The sequence below is a fragment of the Wolbachia endosymbiont (group A) of Ischnus inquisitorius genome (assembly GCF_964026985.1).
In the GTDB taxonomy this organism is placed as follows: Bacteria; Pseudomonadota; Alphaproteobacteria; order Rickettsiales; family Anaplasmataceae; genus Wolbachia; species Wolbachia pipientis.
In genome coordinates, this window is sequence record NZ_OZ034715.1 from 1216583 (window position 1) to 1232775 (window position 16193).

The window sequence follows — 16193 nt, forward strand, 5'->3', positions numbered from 1 at the left end:
TGCACCAATGACCTTCACAGGAGGGTGTAATAAAGATATATTTAATGTATGGTTAGAGCGAAGATTACTTCCACAATTACAGCGTGATACAACCATAGTTATGGATAATGCTACATTCCATAAAACTCCCAAAACAAAGTCATTAATAGAGTCTTTTGGCTGTCATTTGCTTTATCTTCCAACATATTCACCTGATCTAAATCCGATAGAGCATTGTTGGCACACCATCAAAAGTTGCCTCAGACCTCTAATGCATCAATGTACAGACTTACACCTTTTAGTTGGTAATACCATTTTAGACGTTTATCATTCGTTTTAGAAAATACTATAGTTGAAATAGCGCAGTTACTCACCCCATAAATTTGGTGCTCTCTTTCAATCAAAGGTGTCTTGCTGCTTGAAATGTTTTCTTTGTAAAAATTTGGCTTATCTTTATAGAGGTTGTCCGGAAACAAGTAAAAGGCTATAATATCTGAAATTTTAGTACGTGGTAAAGATGAGAAAAAAGTATCCAACAGATCTAAGCGAAAGGGAATGGGCAAGAATAGAAAAACACTTCAGAGTATCATACAAGAAAGGAGGAAGGCCGCAAAAGTATAGCAAAAAAGAAATATTAGAAGCAATTTTCTATGTATTGCGTACAGGGTGTCAATGGCGGTATTTACCAAATGATTTTCCGCTATGGAAGACTGTGTATGAGCAGTTCAGGCAATGGAAGAAGCAGGGAATTTTTGAGAAAATGAATTATGAAATTACAAAATATAGTAGAAGAAAAATAGGAAGGAATGAGCAGCCGAGTGCCTGTATAGTAGATAGTCAATCTGTAAAGACTACAGAAAAGGGGGGATCAAAGGCTATGATGGAAGTAAAAAAGTAAAGGGTAGAAAAAGGCATATAATTACAGACACTCAGGGTTTTATACTAGGTTGTTACGTAGGCGCTGCTAACGAAAATGATAGAGATGGTATTAAAATAGCATTAAACAATATGAGAACAAAATATACTAAAGTTAAAAAAATGTGGGCTGACATGGGATACCAAGGAAGAAATTTAAAGAATCACATAAAGGAAGAATATGACATAGATATTGAAATTGTTAAAAGGCCTCCATGTAGATTTTGGGTGCACAAAGATACGCCACCTGAGCTACTACCAACAAGAGAACAAGGGTTTAAAGTACAGCCAAGAAGATGGGTTGTAGAAAGGACTTTTGCTTGGGTTAATAGGAATAGAAGGCTATCGAAGGAGTATGATTTACTCACAACATCCACTGAGAATTTCATATACCTAGCTATGAGTAGGGTTATGTTAAAGAGGGAATATGCTTGAATTTACTAGTTTCCGGACAACCTCATATGGCATTTCTCATAATAGTCCGAATAGGTCATAGGAAGGCAGAATCAACAGCACGACGAAAGGATTCGAATAGAGGAATGTTTTTCCTGGCTCTGTTTTTTATAGCAAACCAATGATGCTCAATTTTGTTAAAATCTGGAGAATAAGGCGGCAGATACAAAATTTCTGCACCGACTCCTTTAGCGAGCTTGATAAGCTTATCAGACTTATGAAAAGTAGCATTATCAAGAATGACAGTTTGTCCAGGTTCTAAGATCGGTGCCAAAAATTGCTCAAACCATCCATTAAAAATATCCATATTACAGTGGCCTTCAAATGTTAATGGAGCAACTATCTTTCTTCTACTTAAGGCTGCAACCATGCTGATTCGTTGAGTTTTTTTTCCAGATTTTAGGGCATAAAATCGCTGTCCTTTCTGGCAATACCCATATGGATAGTCCTCCGTGTTATCAATCCCAGACTCATCTATATACACTAAGTTTTCTGGTTCTTTTGTTGCTATAATTTTTAAGAATTCAGCACGTTTTTCTTCGTTCCTTTCCTTGTATCCATATGTCTTTTTTTGCGCGTAAATCCAATTTTTCTGAGAGCTCGGTGGATCGTTTGGATACTAACGTTGCCCCAAAGTTTAGCCATTTCCGACAGAGTTTTTCTACCGTGTTTTTTAGCAAATTCGATAAACTTATTCCAGTCGATAATTTTCTGATTGTAACCTCCATTACTGAGTTTTTTTGACTGAAAGTCGCCTGTTTCTTTTTTTCTTTGCTGCCACTCCCACAAAGTAGTTCGTCCAATTTTAAATCTTGCTGCCACTGCTTCTCTGCTTTCCCCTTCGTCTAGTGCTTCCATTGCTTTTTTTCTTAAATCATAACTATATGCTGCCGGCATCCAACCTCCTTATCGCCATCTATCCTTAATCTTATCATATCCGGACTTCTGTGGAAAGAGCTATATCATCTCATTCAAACAGCATTAACATAACTTATGCCTTTTTTGGATGTAGAAATTTTCTAGGAATTGTCTTTTTGAATTCTATGGTATTTTGTTTAACATTGAAACAAGAGGCCAGTGTCACGCACTGGCATGACACCCATTTGTTCCTATAGTTGTCTTTTCTCGTCTACCTTATTTTGCCACTCTGCTGAACAGATACATAAAGAAAGTGGAAAATTGGACATTCTCAACTCGGCTCCTGCAGATTAAAAATTAAGTTGAATAAAAATTGGATTTGACGCAGTTTTTTCCCATAGTTTAAGAAATTAAAAGTTTAACGATTAGAATTATAATTACAAACCACAATAAAAAATAGACTTTTCCATTTGATTTATTTTTAATTTGGATGTTTTCTAATTTTTTATCAGCTATTAGGTTTAATTTTTCTATAAGGCTAAATATCCCTTGGATTGTTTTTACAGGATAAGAACTTCTAATTTTTTCCCTATACCCTATTTTATTTTCATGTTGACTGCTTATCCACGCTTCAACTACTTTCCACATATTGATTTCTGAGTAGATCTTTCTACATGTCCCTTCCAGTAAAATCATAGTTTTCTGCAGCAATAACAATTGTGTTTGAACTTTCATATCAAAATCACCAGTTATTTTTAATAGCTGAGCAAGTAAACTAGCAAATGAAATCTTCTGTATAGGCTGCCCAATAATGGGTTCACCTATTGCCCTGCAAGCTGTGACAAAATTTCTATGCTGTGATGAAACATAACCAGCCCTAAAGTGCATTTTTGCAACGTGATCATAATCCCGATTTAAAAAGCCTTTGAGTATCTCTATAACGTAATAGCATGTCTCACGATCTATTCTACCCATGATTCCACAATCCAGGGCAATAATATTGTTATTACTATCAACCATTAGATTTCCAGGATGCATATCAGCATGAAAAAAACAATCCCTGTATACTTGATTGCAAAACGATTCTATAAGATTGATAGCTATTTGCTTACGATTATTCAGTTTTTCAACTTCGTATATTGGCGTTGCTTCTATCCATTCTAATGTTAAAACCTTTTTCGAAGTTCTATTCCAATCTATTTCAGGTACGTAAAAACCTCTGTCATTTTTTGTGTTTTCCTTTAGTTCCGAAGAGTGAGCAGCTTCAAAACGTAGATCTAACTCTAATCGGCAAATTTCAGCAAAAGTTTTGACTAATTCAATTGGCCTCAGCCTTTTTGATTGTTCGCTAAATTTTTCTGCAATTTCTGCAAGCCAAGAAAGCATTTTTATATCCCTTGAGAATGTTTTCTCAATATTTGGCCTTAAAACCTTCACAGCAACTTCCTTACCCTCAGTTGTAACCGCTCTATGCACCTGAGAAATCGATGCTGCTGCAATTGGCTTTTCAGAAAAGCTTGAAAAAATGTCGCTCAATTTACAATTAAACTCACTTTCTATAGTTTTAACTGCTATTTTATGTGAAAATGATGGCAATCTATCACATATCAATAACAAGTTATTTGTTATATCCTCATTTAAAACATCAGTACGTGATGAGATAGACTGCCCAAACTTAATGAACACCGGACCTAATTTTTCAAGAGCACACTTTAGCTTGTGGCCTTGTATTTTATTTATTGATTTTTTTGATGGTGGAAGTAAATAAGGTAATATATTGTAACGCGTCAGCACCGTAGTTATGTGCAGAAGACGCAAAATATTTTGAATCATTTCGCTGCGTAACTGCTAAATATTTCATTTAGGGTTCTATTTTTCATAATCTCATCAGGCTTGCCTTGGCAATAGATAGTATTATTTATACAAATTATGTAATCTGAGGATGGTAGAGCAGAGTTAAGATCATGAGAAGTCATAAGAATCGATACCAATCGTTTTTTTGCTATTTTATTTATAATATCATAAAATTTAGCCCGCGCGTTAATATCCATTGCACTAACTGGTTCATCTAGAATGATCAAGTCAGGCTCTGCAATTAAACAACGTGCAAGCAGTAATAATTGTGTTTGCCCTGCAGAAATTTCTAACACTTGATTTTTCAAAATGTTACCGATACCAGCCAACTCTATCGTTTCTGTAATAATGGATTGATTTTTCTTTAGTCTTTTCAAGGAGCTATTTAAAAGAAAATATTCAACTGTTATTGGCATCAAATTACTAATACTAAAATTTTGCGGCATGTAGCTAATTTTTGTGTTCTCAGCTAACACAATATTTCCAGTATAATTTTTATTTATACCAGCAATTGCTTTCACTAAAGAGGTTTTACCTCCACCATTTGGACCAAGTATTGTAATTATGTCTCCTCTTTCCATGAACATATTGATATTGTCAAGGATTCTTTTACCATCATATGCGAGAGCAAGATTTTCTATTTTTAGAACACGATTATTGACATTATTCAATTTATTGACAAAATTTAACTTCTTCTCAACGTTTATATGAGACATTTACTGGCTTTTTTTCTATTACTTTCACTTACACTATACTATAATATTGCCTTTTCATCCAATTTAAAAGTTGTAGCTACAATCAAACCTATCCACTCACTTGTAGCTTCTGTTACAGAAGGGATTTTAGAACCGGAATTGCTTGGCTATGCAACATCTGCACATAATTATATATTAAAGCCATCTGATGCGAGTAATTTAGAATCAAGTGACGTTATATTTTATGTTGACGATAACTTAGAGACGTTTGTTCAAACTTTCGCCAAAAATAATAAAGAACTAGTGCAATTGTCAAAGGCAATCAACCTACTTCCTACTCGGCCACATTCATTTTCTAGAAAAATCACTCACATTCAAGATGAAAAAGATTTACACATGTGGCTGAGTCCCGAAAATGCAAAGAGCATGATACTTTCTATAAGTGCAACATTGTCTGACATAGATAAAGGAAATTCCCATCGATACAGTTCTAATGCAACAAAAGCTATAAAAAAAATAGACCAAGAAGTAAAAGAAATCATGAAAGAACTGAATGATTTTAAAAATCAAAAATACATCGTTACTCATGATGCTTATCAATATTTTGAAAAATATTTCGGTCTAAATCATCCAAGCGCTATTCTTTCCATAGAAGAGGATTCTTACATAGGTATGAAGAGTTTAATGAAGCTAAAAAAGATAATGAAGGAAGAAAACGTTAAATGTATATTTGCTCATTCACAGGAAGATAGCATAAAGCCTAACGCCCTTTCTAATGACGCAAAAATGGTAGTTCTTGATCCTATTGGATCAGACATAGAGCCTGGAAAAGATGCATATCTAGCTATAATCAATAGCATTGCACAAAATTTTAAGTCTTGTTTTGTTGAGTAATAAGTTCCCTTTTAGCTTACTGTTTTATTGTTCTACAAATCAAGAAGAAGTGAGTTTACAACAAATGGTGTCATTCCAGTCTGGAATCCAGCTTTTTCATAATCATCAAAACGTTGTATTTTAACATAAAATGGCTGCTTTTATGCTTACTAACTTAATAAAATTCCTGGATCCCAGTGGGCTTTGTTGCATCACACTTTATGAGATGGTGATTTATGGTAAATTCATGTAACTATCTCAAATTTAGCCATACCAATATCAGTGAATTTATTAAGCAAATAGCATTTAGTTCTTTTTCTCGATTTATCTCAGATTTATTCCTAAAACTAAATCCGAATATTTGCTTTAATCTTGAGAAAAACCCTTCAATATAAGATCTTTTCCCATAATTTACTTCTTTTTTCCATTCTTTCATGCCATCTTCACCGTATAATTTTATTAACCTAATAGCAGCATTCCTGTCAGACATATAATCTATTTCTGGATGTTCTGCCGCATTGTTTATTGGTGGAATTTTTGTCTTTATATCATATTCGTTACACAACTTATAAAACTTGTGCCTATCACATGCTCTATCTGCATATAGTGCTTTTATGGCATGCTGAAAATCAACTTCTTTTAGCAAATCACAAGCTCCATAGTGATCAGAGTAGACACCGTTACTGTATTTTACAGCTATGGCTTTTTTGTTGTTTATATTCAACATTACGTGCAATTTTCTCGTTTGCTCATAGCCACGATATTTTCTGTCAGTGCTATTTTCCTTGCTGTGACCAGGAGTGTTGTTGTATATACTAATTCCTGTACTGTCTATAGCAATTTCGATATCTTCCATATTATTTTTATCAATTCTGCAATCATTTATCTTAATATTAAGTTTCTTAAACCTTCTTGATGCTTGTGAATAGCTGATAACTGCCAAATCTCTTCCTATTTGTTGCAAATACCCTTTTATAAACCCGACTGTTTGTCTTAAACCAATTCTAAAGAAACTGACGATTATATGCACCAAAATCACAACTTTATCACTATAAATATAGTTGCCGCCCTGCATTTTTGGACAATTCTCGTACCAATTTTCTATGGCGTCATTGATATAACAAAAAATGCTTCCTCTTTCTTGGAGAAATTTGTTATATTCATGGCAGTTACTGACTCTCATTTTTTGTGGCATATTTTTTCTTCAACAGTTAAATGGCTATTTATAATGAATTTTGTCAGTAACTGCCAGTTCTTTTCACTTGAGCGATGCAACAAAGCCATCCCAGTGTCAAGCACTGGGATGACATCGTAGGGGTGCTGGCCTGATAACCTTCATCCCGCTACTTGTTAGCGGGATCTAGAGATACCGCGAATGAATCGCGGTATGACGGTTCGCGGCGGCATGACGATAAGGTTTATACCTTGTCATCCCAGTGCTTGACACCGAGATTGATTTATCTTGTCTACCTTATTTTGCCACTCCGCTGAACGGATACCATATTATGCAGGTTTAGAATTATGCTTTATTCTTACGTTTATGTCTTGGCCCAATACAATCAATAAGTTAAGCAAGTATTCTAAGGAGAACCCTTCGATTTTTGACCTATTGATTTGAGATACTTTAGGTTGATCAATCTTTAGAGCGTTTGCTGCTTTTTTCTGTGTTGTGTACTTCTTACTTATTAATTGTGCAATGACCTTTATTAATTTCAGTTTTGTATCTTTCACATCCCCCAACTCTACTATTATAGGATAACTTAATTGTAAATTTTGCATAATAATAAAATTCCTTATAAAAAAATTACTTTAGTTTTTCTTCTTTAAATAACACATGCCTTCTGACTACTGGGTCATACTTCCTAAACTCCAGTTTTTTGGTGAGCTTTTTTGGATTACGCTTTTTTACATAAAAATAGCCAGTTGATTTTTCTTCACCAGTTTTTGTTATCTTGATTGCAGTGCTGACTAACTTAACGAGCAAAGAAGCATTTTTTTTCGCCATACTTATAATGATATAATAAATTCTATGCGAGTTTATTACGCAAAATACTAAAAGTCAATCGAATAATGCAGATTGCAAAATCCTTGACAATCAACAGTGCATTAAGTAGCATAAAGTTAACTTCAGAATAAAAAGCAAACGGTAAATAAGTGACAAATAGTGGTAAAAGGGTATTATTGATAGAAAATTCTATCTGTTCTAATGAGGTAAGAGTTGCCTTGTCAATTAATAACAAGGTTGTAGAATTTGAACAAGAATTCAAGGAAAAAAAACAATTAAGAGGTAATATATACGTTGCTTATATAAAGCGTATAGAGCCTTCTTTGCAAGCCGTATTTATTGAATATGGGAAAAATAAGCAAGGTTTTTTGTCTTTTTCCGAGATATCTCTAGATTACTTCAACATTCCAGAAAAAGAAAAGGAAACTATCTTTGAGGGCTACTCAAATGACGATTGTATAGAAGAAGCCTCAGCAAATGTTTCTTCAGATTCTGCAGCTAGTAAGAATGTCAACGGATCAGGTAGTGGTTTTGTAAGAGAGGTACCTTTATATAAAAAATACAAATTACAAGATGTTATTTCAGTAAATCAAAAAGTATTGGTCCAGCTAACTAAAGAGGAACGAGGCAATAAAGGAGCTTCATTTACAACATACATAACTTTAGTGGGTAGATACTGTGTTTTCATGCCAAATTCCATGAGCAAAGGTGGAGTGTCCCGCAGAATTGAAGATGCTAATGTCAGAAAGCAGTTAAAGGAGATACTGAGTTCAATAAACTTGCCAAAAAGATCAGGTTTAATAGTAAGAACTGTTGGTTCAGGAAAAAATAAGAAAGAAATTGAGCAGGATTACAATTACTTATCCTCATTATGGCAGAGCATTCAAAAAAATGCCTTCTCTGTAAACGTTCCATCATTAATTTACAATGAAGCAGATGTAATTATGAGATCTGTTCGTGATTTTTGTAGCGATGGTATAGAAGTTATAGTGTCTGGAAAGGAAGCTTTTGAGGCAGTTAGGCAATATGCTAACAATGCACTAAAAGGTAGTAAGTTGCGCTATAGATTGTATAGAGGTTATGCTCCGATCTTTACTTGCTACGGAATCGAAGATCAAATTTCTGAGTTATATAGCAATAGAGTAGAATTGCCATCTGGTGGGTCTTTGATAATAACTTTAACTGAGGCGTTTGTTTCAATAGACGTAAATTCAGGAAAGATGACAGGAGAAGATAGCATAGAAGAAACAGCTTATAGAACCAACATGGAAGCAGTACCTGAAATATCAAGACAGGTGAATCTTAGGGGCCTATCAGGATTAATAGTAGTCGATTTTATTGATATGTTGAAATATCAGTATTGCAGAGCTGTTGAGTCTGCTATAAAGCAAGCGTTTAAAGATGATAAAGCTAAAGTTCAATTTAGCTACATAAATGACTTTGGTTTAATGGTATTTTCAAGACAAAGAATTAAACCAAACATACAAGAAATTAATACTACAGAGTGTTTACACTGCAAAGGTACTGGAAGAGTAAAATCAAACGAAGTAATTGTTTCATCAATACTAAGGGATTTACAACATATTGCTAACAAGAATCGAAATAAGTCTTTTGATTTAGTAGCACACAGTGCAGTTATAGCGCACATTTTTAATAACAAACGCAATACAGTTTCTACAATCGAAAAAGAGTTTAATATTACATTGAACGTTAGTATTGATAACAGTTTAGATGTAAATACATTTGTTTTAAAACAAGGAGATGATGTTAATTTAAACGGTTATAAGCCATTACAGAACTCTGGATACCAAATTGGGGATAGCAGCAATGAAGAAGCTGATAATTCAAATAAACTACGAGGCAATTTTTGGCTGACTAAGTGGCTTTCGCGCCTTTTAAGTTCTAATAACTAATTAGAAACCTAAATTGGGCTTGTAATTAATGAGCCCTATACTTATATATTCTTATATCAGATAATATTTACAATGGGGTACTCATTATGGGAAGAGCAATAGGCATAGATCTCGGAACAACAAATTCTTGTGTTGCAATAATGCAGGGCAAGGATACAAAGGTAATAGAAAATAAAGAAGGGGCAAGAACTACTCCATCTATAGTTGCATTGACTTCTTCAGGAGAAAGGTTGATTGGTGCTCCAGCAAAAAGGCAAGCAACCACCAATGCAAGTAATACCTTTTTTGCTACTAAGAGATTAATAGGCCGTCAATATAGTGATCCTGAGGTGAAAAATCTAAGTGTACCATACAAAGTATTTGCAGCAAAAAGTGGTGATGCATGGGTTAAAACAACTGATAATAAAGAATATTCTCCTAGTCAAATTGGTGCATTTATACTACAAAACATGAAAGAGGCAGCAGAAGCTTATCTTGGAGAGGAAGTAAAAGATGCTGTGATAACAGTGCCAGCATACTTCAACGACTCTCAACGTCAAGCAACAAAAGATGCAGGAAAAATTGCCGGATTAAATGTACTCAGAATAGTAAATGAACCGACTGCTGCAGCACTTGCTTATGGTCTTGATAAGAAACATGGGCACACAATAGTAGTATATGACCTTGGTGGTGGTACATTTGACGTTTCAATACTTGAAATAGGTGATGGAGTTTTCGAAGTGAAAGCAACAAACGGTGATACCCATCTTGGAGGTGAAGACTTTGATAATGGAGTAGTGAGTTATTTACTAGATGAATTCAAGAAAAGTAATGGCATTGATTTGAAAAATGATCCAATGGCTATGCAAAGAATCAAAGAAGCTGCTGAAAAAGCGAAAATTGAATTATCAAGTGCAATGGAAACGGAAATAAATCTACCGTTTATTACAGCTGATGCAAGTGGTCCAAAACACTTAAATATGAAATTAACGAGAGCAAAACTTGAAAGCTTAGTGAATGATTTAATCGAAAGAACTATGGCTCCTTGTAAAAAAGCTCTTGAGGATGCTGGTTTATCTGCTAGTCAAATTGGCGAAGTGGTTCTTGTTGGTGGCATGACTCGTATGCCAAAAGTCATAGAGAAAGTTAAAGAATTCTTTGGCAAAGATCCACATAGAGGAGTTAACCCTGATGAAGTTGTAGCAATTGGAGCTGCAATACAGGCGGGGATCATTCAAGGTGATGTAAGAGATGTGTTACTACTTGATGTGACCCCACTTTCTCTTGGTATTGAAACTCTAGGAGGAGTATTCACTCCACTTATTGAGCGTAATACTACAATTCCTACTAAAAAATCTCAGGTGTTTTCAACTGCAGAAGATAACCAAACAGCTGTTACAATTAAGGTGCATCAGGGTGAAAGAAAACTGGCAGTTGATAATAAGCTACTCGGTCAGTTTAGTTTGGAAGGGATACCTCCTGCTCCGCGCGGAAGGCCACAAATTGAAGTGACATTTGATATAGATGCAAATGGAATAGCACACGTTTCTGCAAAAGATAAAGCTACTGGAAAAGAGCAAAAAATACGCATTCAATCTTCAGGTGGTTTATCTGATGATGAAATAAATCGCATGGTAAAAGAAGCTGAAGAAAAAGCGCAAGAAGATGAAAAGCGCAAAAAGTTTATTGAAGTGAAGAATCAAGCGGATAGCTTAGTCCATTCTACAGAAAAGTCTCTGACAGAGTATGGTGATAAAGTTTCACCAGAAGATAGATCTGCTATTGAAAATGCAGTTAACGAATTAAAAGAAGTTAGTAAATCTGATAACATTGATGACGCTGATTCAATACAGCAGAAAGTCACTAATCTTTCTCAATTATCTATGAAACTTGGAGAAGCTATGTATCAAGCATCTCAACAAAATAGTGCTGAAAATGGCTTTTCATCAGAAGGAAATCCAAATGATAAAGAGGAAAAAGTAGTAGATTCTGATTATCAAGACATAGATAATAAAGAAGAGAATAAGTAATTGCGATTGTCATCCAAGTAGCTGATACTGGGATGACAAGAGGAGCATATTGTTGCTTAAAGAAACCATTATGGATATTATTAAAACAATAGAAGAAAAGATACGCGATTCGATAGATGTAATTGATATCAACATTATCGATGAATCAGCAAAGCATGCTGATCATTATTTTGCTTCATCTTCAACATTACCTTCGCACATTAAATTAATATTAATATCTGACGGCTTTATTGGAATGAGCGTTCTAAAAAGACACAAGTTGATTTATGAGTTATTGAAGGGTGAGATAGAGCTAATACATGCAATTTCTCTTCACTTGTATACGCAAGATGAGTACAATTTAAAAAATAAATAATAAAAATGTGAAGGAAGAGTCTATATTAGTTAAAGCAGGAAGAAAATTTAATGACTATAAAGGTTCCATGAACCCGCCAGTTTATCATTCTTCTACCATATTATTCCCTACTTACAAGGACTACTTAAATGCAGCAAATGGAGAAAGTATATACGATGTAATCAATGATGGTGTTGCAAGGGATTATAGCTACAGTAATGTTGGTACTCCTACTGTTCATTATCTTTCAAATGCACTGGCTGAAATTGAAGGGAGTGGACAAGCGCTTATTTATCCTTCCGGACTATTTGCACTTACTTTTGCTATTCTAACTTTCGCTAAAGCAGGCTCGCACGTTTTAATTCAAGATAATAGTTATTATAGGCTTAGGAGGTTTGCAGAAAATGAGCTACCAAAAAGAGGAACAGAAGTAACTTTTTATGATCCAACACAGGATATAACTGATTTAATTCAGAGTAATACTTCATTGATAATGATCGAGACTCCTGGTTCTGTAACGTTTGAGATTTCGAATATAGAGCATATAGTAAAAGTTGCTAAGGAACATAAAATTGTGACCGTTTGTGACAATTCATGGGCCACTCCTTTGTTATTTAAGCCGCTTGATTATGGAGTTGATGTTGCACTATATGCGGTGACAAAGTATCTAGCCGGTCACTCAGATTTAGTGATGGGAGCTATGGTTGCTGAAGGTGAAACTTTTAAATTGCTTTATGAGAGCTATAAAAATTATGGAGTAACCATTCAATCGCACGACTGCTACCTTGCACATAGGGGACTAAGAACACTGCACACACGTATAAAAAGGCACCAAAATACAGCAATGGAAGTGGCAAAGTGGCTAGAAAAACATTTAAAAATCAAAAAAGTTTTGTACCCAGCACTTCCCTCCCATCCTCAACACGAATTATGGAAAAGTTACTTCAAAGGAGCAAGTAGCGTATTCAGTATAATACTGGATAGAGAATATTCATGTGAAGAACTAAGCTGCATGGTTGATCATATGAAAATTTTTAGTATTGGTGCTTCTTGGGGAGGGTGCGACAGTTTGATATTACCAATAGATCGTAGATCTATGTCAAGATCTGTAATGAATTCAGATTATGGTGGAAGTTTCATGCGGATATTTTGTGGACTAGAAGATTCTGAGGATTTGATCTCTGATTTAAATGCTGCACTAGCAAGACTGCCATGTTTGAATATCAAAGCTGGCAGATGAAACTGAGAGAATTACTGCATAACATTATTGATGTTAACTTTGATATTGAAATCAAGGGCGTTACATGTAATCCCAAGAGAGTCAAGGAAGGTTATCTTTTTGTTTGTGTGTCAGAAAGGAGTAAAGAATACGCAACATGCGATACTGGAATCCATATCCTTCCTACTGAATCACAGTGTTACGTACACAACTATGTAGACGTTGTGATACAAGGGGCCAAGAGAGATGTCATCCCAGTGCTTGACTACTTGGATCCAGAAAATTTAATTGCAAATGAGCACACTAGGCAATTGTATAATAAAAACTGGATTCCAGTGTCACGCACTGGAATGACAGATACTTCGAGCTTTGCAGTGCTTGAACACCCAAACCCTCAAGAAATATACAGCGAAATAGTCAGCAGGTTTTATCAATTCAAACAGCCCAAATATGTTGCTGCTGTAACTGGTACAAATGGTAAAACTTCAGTAGTAGAATTTTGCCGCCAGATCTGGCAAAACTCTGGCTATAATGCTGCGTCTATTGGAACACTTGGAACATGCATCAATAATGGCAGAAAAGGTAATAGCAACAGCCTTACCACTCCAGGTGCAGAAGACCTTTACGCAACATTGCGTGGTATAAGTGTAGAACACTTAGTGTTGGAATCATCAAGTCATGGGATTGATCAATACAGAATCCATGGATTAAAGTTGAGTGCTGCAGCTTTTACTAATTTCTCGCAAGATCATTTAGATTACCATAAAAGTCTTGGTGGATATTTAGAAACTAAAAAAAGGTTATTTTACGAAGTATTACCAGAAGGAAAAACAGCGATTTTAAATGCGGATATAGATGAATACGGCGCATTGCTTAAAATAGCTGAAAAACGCAGTAATAAAGTTGTGACTTATGGAAAAAAAGGCTCTGATATTACTTTATTAGAGCAAACATCAACCCCTAATGGTCAACATCTTACAGTAAAAATTGATAACCAAATTTACAATACATTTTTCCCAGTTTTAGGAAAATTTCAAGCATATAATCTGCTATGTGCAATTGGTATATCTGGATTAAATTACAGAGAAATATGCGTAGAAAAACTCGTTTCTCCACCAGGAAGAATGGAAAAAGTGAAACCTTTTGCATTCGTGGATTACGCTCATACTCCAAGTGCGCTTAAACAAGCCCTATTGTCTTTAAAATGGCATATCAACAAAAAAATAATTCTAGTTTTTGGATGCGGTGGAAATCGCGATCAGACGAAACGTTCAGAAATGGGCAAAATAGCACAAATGTATGCAGATAAAGTAATAATTACAGATGATAATTCGCGTGATGAAGATCCGGCAAAAATTCGCCACGATATTTTGCTACATTGCCCTGATGCACTGGAGATAGGAGGTAGGAGAGAAGCTATAGAGAAAGGCGTAGATATTGCCTATAACGAGGGTATGATTCTGCTAGTTGCAGGAAAGGGAAATGAGAAATTTCAAATTATAGGCAACCAAACTTTTGAATTTAGCGATGTTGAGGTTATTAAAAATCATGCCTTAACATACTGATTTTCGCAATGGGCTTACCTCCGCTAATGTGCGAATATTGAAGCAAAAGTGATGTCATCCCAGTGCTTGACACTGGGATGGCTTTGTTGCATAGCAACTGAAAAAATCTGGTGGCTACTGACAAAATTCATTATAAAATAGCCATTTAACCTTGAAAGAAAAAATATGCCACAAAAAATGAGGGTCAGTAACCATAGCGAATATAACAAATTTCTAGAAAAAAGAGGAAATATTTTTCATTATATCAACGAAGCCATAGAAAAGTGGTACGAGAATGGTCCAAAAATACCAGGTGGCAACAATATTTATAGCGATAAAATTGTAATTTTGGTGCACATAATAACTTGTTTATTTAGAATAGGCCTGAGGCAAACAGTTGGGTTTATAGCAGGATACCTTGAGCAAATTGGGAAAAATTTGCAAGTTATCAGCTATTCACAATCATCAAGAAGGTTTAAGAAACTCAATATTAAGATCAATGATTGCAGAATTGATAAAAATAATATGGAAGATATCGAAATTGCTATAGACAGTACAGGAATTAGTATATACAACAACACTCCTGGTCATAGCAAAGAAAATAGCGAAGATAGAAAGTATCGCAGCTATGAACAGACAAGAAAATTGCATGTAATGTTGAATAAAAACAGCAAAAAAGCCATAGCTGTAAAATACAGTAACGGCTGATCACTATGGAGCTTGTGATTTGCTAAAAGAAGTCGATTTTCAGTATGTCATAAAAGTACTATATGCAGATAGGGCATATGACAGAGAAAAGCTCTATAAGCTGTGTAATCAATATGGTATAAAAACGAAAATTCCTCCGAAAAACAACGCAGCAGAGCATCCAAAGTTAGACTATATGGCTGAGAGAAATTCTGCAGTCAAGCTCATAAAGTCATATGATGAAGATAGTATAAAGAAGTGGAAAAAAGAGATGAGTTATGGAAAAAGATCTTATATAGAAAGTTTTTTCTCGCGACTGAAACAAACATTCGGGTTTAGTTTTAGGAATAAATCTGAGACAAATAGAGAGAAGGAACTACTTGTTAAATACTATTTGCTCAATAAGTTCACTGATATTGGTATGGCTAAATTTGAGATAGCTTCATAAATTTATTGTGCGTTACCTACTATCCGAAGAGCGATGCAACAAAGCCATCCCAGTGTCAAGCACTGGGATGACACCCTCCTTGGCAAACAATGTTCGTACAGCTATGTGCGTGACGCTGGCGCTGGAATCTAGAAAAAAATAGATCCAAGTAGTCAAGCTATAGCTCTTTTTACAATAATCCGAACAGACCGTAATATGCTACTGGCCTGCTATAGCCATAAACACATATCTTATCGCATTCGGACTATTATAAGAAAGGCTATAAATAGCCAACCACCACGGGGCTTCTTTTGCCTTTTTTTATTTGGTAAATTTCTTAATGTTTATGGCTAAAGATTGCACGAATGTTGCAATTACAAAAGCGTTTCTACTAGGAGGGTGTCATCCCAGTGTCAGCTACTCGGATG

15 protein-coding genes and 2 pseudogenes are annotated in these 16193 nt (G+C 35.0%); 11 read left to right on the forward strand and 6 right to left on the reverse strand.

The window, feature by feature from the left end; all coding sequences use genetic code 11:
* Positions 1 to 7 precede the first annotated feature (7 nt).
* Entirely contained in the window at positions 8 to 319 is a 312-nt protein-coding gene (locus tag AAGD90_RS07265) for a transposase (protein ID WP_022626381.1), read from the forward strand.
* A gap of 177 nt (positions 320 to 496) precedes the next feature.
* Positions 497 to 1329: pseudogene (locus AAGD90_RS06385) on the forward strand (IS5 family transposase).
* A 55-nt stretch (positions 1330 to 1384) separates the two neighbouring features.
* Here AAGD90_RS06385 and AAGD90_RS06390 read toward each other — a convergent pair.
* The 3 genes from AAGD90_RS06390 to AAGD90_RS06400 all read right to left on the reverse strand — a co-directional run bounded on the left by AAGD90_RS06390 (position 1385) and on the right by AAGD90_RS06400 (position 4775).
* Positions 1385 to 2244, reverse strand: a protein-coding gene (locus AAGD90_RS06390; protein WP_341821861.1) for an IS630 family transposase whose coding sequence is annotated in 2 segments (ribosomal slippage) — positions 1385 to 1920 and positions 1920 to 2244 — 861 coding nt in all. Because the reading frame shifts where the segments join, the coding sequence is not laid out codon by codon here.
* A 363-nt stretch (positions 2245 to 2607) separates the two neighbouring features.
* Positions 2608 to 4038 (reverse strand): 2-polyprenylphenol 6-hydroxylase, encoded by a 1431-nt coding sequence (ubiB, locus tag AAGD90_RS06395; RefSeq protein ID WP_070356945.1) that lies wholly within the window; start codon positions 4036 to 4038, stop codon positions 2608 to 2610.
* On the reverse strand, positions 4035 to 4775 hold the full coding sequence (locus AAGD90_RS06400) for a metal ABC transporter ATP-binding protein (protein WP_038199232.1): 741 nt from the start codon (positions 4773 to 4775) through the stop codon (positions 4035 to 4037). The genes ubiB and AAGD90_RS06400 overlap by 4 nt, the downstream gene beginning before the upstream one ends.
* Here AAGD90_RS06400 and AAGD90_RS06405 point away from each other — a divergent pair.
* Positions 4767 to 5648: a zinc ABC transporter substrate-binding protein gene (locus tag AAGD90_RS06405; protein ID WP_010962934.1), complete on the forward strand. Its 882-nt coding sequence runs from the start codon at positions 4767 to 4769 to the stop codon at positions 5646 to 5648. The genes AAGD90_RS06400 and AAGD90_RS06405 overlap by 9 nt on opposite strands.
* Before the next feature lie 232 nt (positions 5649 to 5880).
* On the opposite strand, the gene AAGD90_RS06410 is transcribed toward AAGD90_RS06405, so the two are convergent.
* From AAGD90_RS06410 to rpmG, 3 genes are all read right to left on the reverse strand, one after another.
* Positions 5881 to 6822: an IS5 family transposase gene (locus AAGD90_RS06410; protein ID WP_264373782.1), complete on the reverse strand. Its 942-nt coding sequence runs from the start codon at positions 6820 to 6822 to the stop codon at positions 5881 to 5883.
* A 308-nt stretch (positions 6823 to 7130) separates the two neighbouring features.
* On the reverse strand, positions 7131 to 7406 hold the full coding sequence (locus AAGD90_RS06415; RefSeq protein WP_010082632.1) for a helix-turn-helix domain-containing protein: 276 nt from the start codon (positions 7404 to 7406) through the stop codon (positions 7131 to 7133).
* Between the two features lie 25 nt (positions 7407 to 7431).
* Positions 7432 to 7632: a 50S ribosomal protein L33 gene (gene rpmG / locus AAGD90_RS06420; protein ID WP_010082633.1), complete on the reverse strand. Its 201-nt coding sequence runs from the start codon at positions 7630 to 7632 to the stop codon at positions 7432 to 7434.
* A 149-nt stretch (positions 7633 to 7781) separates the two neighbouring features.
* Between rpmG and AAGD90_RS06425 the strand changes: the two genes are divergently transcribed.
* From AAGD90_RS06425 to AAGD90_RS06460, 8 genes and pseudogenes are all read left to right on the forward strand, one after another.
* Positions 7782 to 9545, forward strand: a complete 1764-nt coding sequence (locus AAGD90_RS06425; RefSeq protein WP_341821862.1) for an Rne/Rng family ribonuclease — start codon at positions 7782 to 7784, stop codon at positions 9543 to 9545.
* 86 nt (positions 9546 to 9631) lie between these two features.
* Complete coding sequence (dnaK, locus tag AAGD90_RS06430) at positions 9632 to 11554, forward strand: molecular chaperone DnaK (RefSeq protein ID WP_341820438.1); 1923 nt, start codon at positions 9632 to 9634, stop codon at positions 11552 to 11554.
* 70 nt (positions 11555 to 11624) lie between these two features.
* On the forward strand, positions 11625 to 11909 hold the full coding sequence (locus AAGD90_RS06435) for a BolA family protein (protein ID WP_077188332.1): 285 nt from the start codon (positions 11625 to 11627) through the stop codon (positions 11907 to 11909).
* A 7-nt stretch (positions 11910 to 11916) separates the two neighbouring features.
* Positions 11917 to 13150 (forward strand): annotated as a pseudogene (metC, locus tag AAGD90_RS06440) (cystathionine beta-lyase).
* Positions 13125 to 14672 (forward strand): UDP-N-acetylmuramoyl-L-alanyl-D-glutamate--2,6-diaminopimelate ligase, encoded by a 1548-nt coding sequence (locus AAGD90_RS06445; protein WP_341821864.1) that lies wholly within the window; start codon positions 13125 to 13127, stop codon positions 14670 to 14672. Before metC ends, AAGD90_RS06445 begins: the two are co-directional and overlap by 26 nt.
* 165 nt (positions 14673 to 14837) lie before the next feature.
* Positions 14838 to 15359, forward strand: coding sequence for a transposase (locus tag AAGD90_RS06450; RefSeq protein WP_341821865.1), 522 nt, complete (start codon positions 14838 to 14840; stop codon positions 15357 to 15359).
* 19 nt (positions 15360 to 15378) lie between these two features.
* On the forward strand, positions 15379 to 15786 hold the full coding sequence (locus AAGD90_RS06455; protein WP_264329790.1) for a transposase: 408 nt from the start codon (positions 15379 to 15381) through the stop codon (positions 15784 to 15786).
* 195 nt (positions 15787 to 15981) lie between these two features.
* Positions 15982 to 16119: a hypothetical protein gene (locus AAGD90_RS06460; RefSeq protein WP_341821866.1), complete on the forward strand. Its 138-nt coding sequence runs from the start codon at positions 15982 to 15984 to the stop codon at positions 16117 to 16119.
* Positions 16120 to 16193 lie beyond the last annotated feature (74 nt).

What these genes read in the sequence shown, in the direction of transcription:
- AAGD90_RS07265 (WP_022626381.1), top strand. Translation starts at nt 8, where the DNA reads ATGACCTTCACAGGAGGGTGTAATAAAGATATATTTAATGTATGGTTA.
- ubiB (WP_070356945.1), bottom strand. Translation starts at nt 4,038, where the DNA reads ATGATTCAAAATATTTTGCGTCTTCTGCACATAACTACGGTGCTGACG.
- AAGD90_RS06405 (WP_010962934.1), top strand. Translation starts at nt 4,767, where the DNA reads ATGAGACATTTACTGGCTTTTTTTCTATTACTTTCACTTACACTATAC.
- AAGD90_RS06400 (WP_038199232.1), bottom strand. Translation starts at nt 4,775, where the DNA reads ATGTCTCATATAAACGTTGAGAAGAAGTTAAATTTTGTCAATAAATTG.
- AAGD90_RS06410 (WP_264373782.1), bottom strand. Translation starts at nt 6,822, where the DNA reads ATGCCACAAAAAATGAGAGTCAGTAACTGCCATGAATATAACAAATTT.
- AAGD90_RS06415 (WP_010082632.1), bottom strand. Translation starts at nt 7,406, where the DNA reads ATGCAAAATTTACAATTAAGTTATCCTATAATAGTAGAGTTGGGGGAT.
- rpmG (WP_010082633.1), bottom strand. Translation starts at nt 7,632, where the DNA reads ATGGCGAAAAAAAATGCTTCTTTGCTCGTTAAGTTAGTCAGCACTGCA.
- dnaK (WP_341820438.1), top strand. Translation starts at nt 9,632, where the DNA reads ATGGGAAGAGCAATAGGCATAGATCTCGGAACAACAAATTCTTGTGTT.
- AAGD90_RS06435 (WP_077188332.1), top strand. Translation starts at nt 11,625, where the DNA reads ATGGATATTATTAAAACAATAGAAGAAAAGATACGCGATTCGATAGAT.
- AAGD90_RS06445 (WP_341821864.1), top strand. Translation starts at nt 13,125, where the DNA reads ATGAAACTGAGAGAATTACTGCATAACATTATTGATGTTAACTTTGAT.
- AAGD90_RS06450 (WP_341821865.1), top strand. Translation starts at nt 14,838, where the DNA reads ATGCCACAAAAAATGAGGGTCAGTAACCATAGCGAATATAACAAATTT.
- AAGD90_RS06460 (WP_341821866.1), top strand. Translation starts at nt 15,982, where the DNA reads ATGCTACTGGCCTGCTATAGCCATAAACACATATCTTATCGCATTCGG.